The sequence below is a fragment of the Brevundimonas sp. genome, assembly GCF_046295775.1.
Taxonomy (GTDB): domain Bacteria; phylum Pseudomonadota; class Alphaproteobacteria; order Caulobacterales; family Caulobacteraceae; genus Brevundimonas.
In genome coordinates, this window is sequence record NZ_JBKBML010000033.1 from 1 (window position 1) to 4068 (window position 4068).

Annotated in this window: 3 protein-coding genes; all 3 read left to right on the forward strand. The window is 68.0% G+C overall.

Annotation, left to right across the window (positions count from 1 at the left end; translation table 11 throughout):
- Nucleotides 1-322: 322 nt before the first annotated feature.
- The gene (locus tag ACK4I0_RS12890) at nucleotides 323-913 is read left to right on the forward strand and encodes a hypothetical protein (protein WP_409611603.1); all 591 of its coding nucleotides are present in this window, start codon (nucleotides 323-325) and stop codon (nucleotides 911-913) included.
- Between the two features lie 67 nt (nucleotides 914-980).
- Nucleotides 981-1730 carry a hypothetical protein gene (locus ACK4I0_RS12895; protein ID WP_409611605.1) on the forward strand — a complete coding sequence of 250 codons (750 nt, stop codon included), beginning with the start codon at nucleotides 981-983 and terminating at the stop codon, nucleotides 1728-1730.
- Nucleotides 1731-1870: 140 nt separating this feature from the next.
- Nucleotides 1871-4068 (forward strand): hypothetical protein (locus ACK4I0_RS12900; protein ID WP_409611607.1); only part of this gene is annotated, 2198 nt, incomplete at its 3' end.

Sequence of the window (4068 nt, forward strand, 5' to 3'; positions counted from 1 at the left end):
CGCACCCAAGATCAAAACCCGCCGTCCAAAAGGACAGCGGGTTTTTCTTTGGCCGGGCTCCATGCATCAAACCGCGCCCCGCGCAACCAAACGCGAAACAGCCGCCTTCAAGGCTTCGGGCCACCTGGCTGCGGAGGGGGGCCGCTCCGTTGTGCACCCAAATGCCTAACCGAAATTGACTAGTCCAACATCGCTACCCTCCTTGGCGATGTCGGTCGGCGACCGTGCGCTGTAAATGGCGAGATTGAGGCGAACAGCCCAATGGCCGGAACCTGTTCAAACAGGGCCGGATACTTCTCGCAATCAATACTGGAGGATCATTATGCGCACTCATATTCTTGCGACGGCCGCCGCCGCCGCAGCTCTGCTCGCCATCCCCGGCGTGTCGAGCGCCCAGACCAATGTCACCGTCTCGACCAGCGTGACCAACTTCTGCGGCATCGGCCTGGCCAATGTCGCGGGAGGCAATGTCGCGGTGGCCAACGGTGCGCGTCAGAAGGTCACCACGCTGCGGATGTCCTGCAACTCGGCGACGGGCGCCAACCTGACGTCGAGCGCCCAGAACGGCGACTTCAAGTCGGCCGGCGGCGTGCTGATCAACTACGACTGGGATCTGGTCGTGCCGGAAATCCCGAGCCTGGGCTTCGCCCCGGTCGACACCTGGCCCGGCAGCCCGGCCATCGTGACCAACTCAGGCGGCTATAGCCAGAAGCTGGCCGACGGCATCTTCGCCGATCTGTTCCTGAACCTCTGCTACAATGTTCCGGGCGGTGCGGGCGTGGGCGGCACCCAGGGCGATCCCAGCAACCCGGGCTCGTCCGGCTGCGCGGCTTCGCCGTCTGGCCCTGGCGCGGCCTCGGCGCCGGCCGGCACCTATACTGAAGTCTTCACCTTCGCCTTGAATCCGGCCTGACCGGGCGGTTGGGGCCGTCTTCGGGCGGCCCCGCCTTTTTCCATTTTCTGCAGGGGAGGATGCAGTCATGGCGCTCCGGCGCTTCACCGCCGCACTGGCGGCTTTGATGCTTTTCACGGCCTCGGCGACACCAAGCCACGCCTTGGAGGTGTCGCCGATGGTGGCCAAGCTGACGCCGACCGGCGTCGGCTCCAGCTATCGGCTCACGGTCAGAAACAACAGTACGACGCCGGCCACGGTGGAGATCGAGGTCTACCGCATGCGTGTCGATGACGAGGGCGCGCGCAGCCTGACCCCCGAGGACGACGCCATTGTCGCCTTTCCGGTCCAGTCGGTCATTCCGCCCAACCGCGATCAGATCGTACAGGTCCGCTATGTCGGTGAGCCCTCAGGCGGCGCCGGCGGCGAGCCCGGCATGTATCTGGTGCGTGTCGGCCAGTTGCCGATCGTCATGCAGACCACGGGCGCGGACGGCGAGGCGGGGGCCGACGTGAAGGTGGCCTTCACCATCAACACCTATGTCTTCGTGGCCCCGGCGAACGCTCGCGCGTCGGTGGAGGTCACCGGCCTGAGTCGGGCGCCCAATGGCGACATCCTGATCGCGGCTCGTAATCCCGGAACCGGCTTCGCCCATCTGCGGGAGGCGCGGTTCACCCTGACCACGGCGGACGGCCGCGCCCACGAGGTGCCCGCCGCTGATGTCGACGTCGGCGAGGTCAGCGTCATTGCGGGAGGGGCTTCGCGGACGATACGCATCCCGGCGGCCCTCGCCGCCGGGGCGGCGGGCGATGTCACCGCCGCGATCGCGCTGCTTTAGGGCGGGCGATCGTGAACGGGGCCCGTCCTGGCGGCCCGGAAGCGCCGCGGTGCGCCTGGCGTCGGTTCGGCGTCATGGCCTGCGTCGGGGGCGGCCTCGCCTCGGCGGCTCACGCCTCGACGCCGGCGAGGGACGCGGAAGTGATCCGCACGGCCCGCCACTACGCCGAGGTCGTTCCCATCGAGCGCGCCATCCCCCCGGCCGCGCTCGCCGTCGGCGCCGCGTCCGATGTTCCCCCCACGCCGGACGCGGCGACCGACGGACCTTCTGCCGATCCGCAGGACCGCGCGCCGTCGGCCCGGCCCACGCCGGTGCTGACGCCGATCCAGGGTCCGCTGACGCTGGACGGGCGCTATCTGGGCGACATCAGCGGCGAGGTGGATGCTCAGGGGCAGGGCCTGGTCGACGCCGCCGCCCTCATGGACTTGCTGGGGCCGCAGCTTGCGCCGGGCCTGCGCGAGAGGCTTGGCGCCGTCATTGCGGCCCAGCCCAAGGTCAGCATGGCGGACCTGCGGATCGAGGGGTTCTCGCTGAACTTTGATCCATTTTCGCTGACCTTCATGGCCGAGCTGGCGGCGGACGCGCGTGCGCGGCGCGACGTCAGCTTTTCGCGCAATGAGGTGGTCGATCCGTCGGCCTTCGATCCGCCTGCCCGCTTCGCTGCGGGGGCCAACATCGTTCTGGCGCAGCAGTATTCCCATGTCACGGACCGCTTCTCGCCGCTGCAGGGCGGCATCGACGTCTTCGCCAAGGTCGGCGGTTTCGACGGCGTGACCTTCACCGGCGGCGTCGATTACGACGGCGGCAACGACCAGGAGCGTTGGCGGCGGCGCGAGTTCCGTCTGACCAAAGACCTTTTCCAGTCCGCCGTGCGCCTGACCGCCGGCGAGTTCGCTCCGCCGGTCGAGAGCTTTCAGGGCTCGCAGCGGTTTCTCGGCCTCTCGGCGGCGCGGGCCTATTCGACCATCCGGCCATTCCAGAACGTGCGCCCGGCCGGCCGCCGGCAGTTCATCCTGGATCGGCCGGCCCTGGTGGTCGTCGAGGTCAACGGCGTGGTGGTCGAGCGCGTCCGCCTGGATGCGGGGCCCTATTCGCTTGGCGACTTCCCATTCGGTCAGGGCGCCAACACCGTTCGGCTGCTGGTCGAGGACGACAACGGCCAGCGCGAGATCGCAGTCTTCGACCTGTTTGGAGGGGCGGGCCTGCTGGATCCGGGCGTGCTGGACTTCGGCGTGTCGGCCGGAGTGCTGGAGGAGGGCGGCCAGCTTCAGTACGGCTCCACGCTCGCCGCCACGGGCTTCATGCGCAAAGGGCTGACCGATCAGCTGACCGTCGGCGCAAATGCGCAACTGGCTCGGGATCGAGGCCAGATCGGCGGCCTGGCGACCTGGGGTTCGCGTCTGGGGCTCATACAGGTGGGCGGCGCGGTCAGCCGCAACGGCGGGACGGGACGGGAAGGCTACGTCGCCTCGATCGACTATTTGAAGGAGGCGACGCTGGTTCGCGACATCGACCTGCGCTTCGTTGCTTCAGCCCAGGCGACCAGTCGATATTTTCAGAGCGCCTTTGACGCTTCGGCCTTCAACCGCGAGAAATGGCGCGCCGCCGCCCAGACCCTGCTGCGGTTCAAGGACTATTCGCTCAGCCTGGGGGCGGCTTTCGTGAAGGGGCGCGAGCAGCGCGATCGCACCGACCTGAGCGTCTCGGTCGGACGAAGTTTCCGCCGCTTTGGCGTCAACCTAGCGCTCCAGCGGGGAACGGCCAGCGACGGGCGCGACGAGACCCGGGTCGGCTTCACCCTGACGTCGCGTTTTGGCGGGCGCTGGAATGGCGTGGCGCGCTATGACAGCCGCAACGACTTCCGCGAGGTCGGTCTGTCTCGCGCCTCGAACGGCCGGCTCGACGATCTGAGCGGTGATATCCGCCTGTCGCAGGATCGTTCCAACCAGGCGCTGTCGGCCGATGTGCGCTACATCAACAACCGCTTCGACGCCGAGGTCATCACCAACCGCCTGGTCTCCACCGAACCAGGAGGAGAAACCCGCCAGGAGTCTCTGTGGAGGGTGTCGACCCTGATCGGCTATGCGGACGGCGCTTTCGGCATCGGGCGCTCGGCGCGCGAGGGCTTCGTCATCGCGACACGCCACCCGACCCTGAAGCGGGCTCAGCTCAGCCTTACGGATTCCAGCGGCTATCCGATCGCCCGCAGCGGTTGGTTCGGCCCCGCCTTGGCGGGCGTCGATCGCGCCTATGGCGTGCGGCGTTACGAGATCGAGGTCGATCCCCTGCCGCAGGGTTATGACCTGGGCAGCGGCCTGATCAACGCCTTCCCCGGCTT

Excerpts from the sequence above, each read along its gene's own strand:
- ACK4I0_RS12895 (WP_409611605.1), top strand. The coding sequence starts at position 981 with ATGGCGCTCCGGCGCTTCACCGCCGCACTGGCGGCTTTGATGCTTTTC.
- ACK4I0_RS12890 (WP_409611603.1), top strand. The coding sequence starts at position 323 with ATGCGCACTCATATTCTTGCGACGGCCGCCGCCGCCGCAGCTCTGCTC.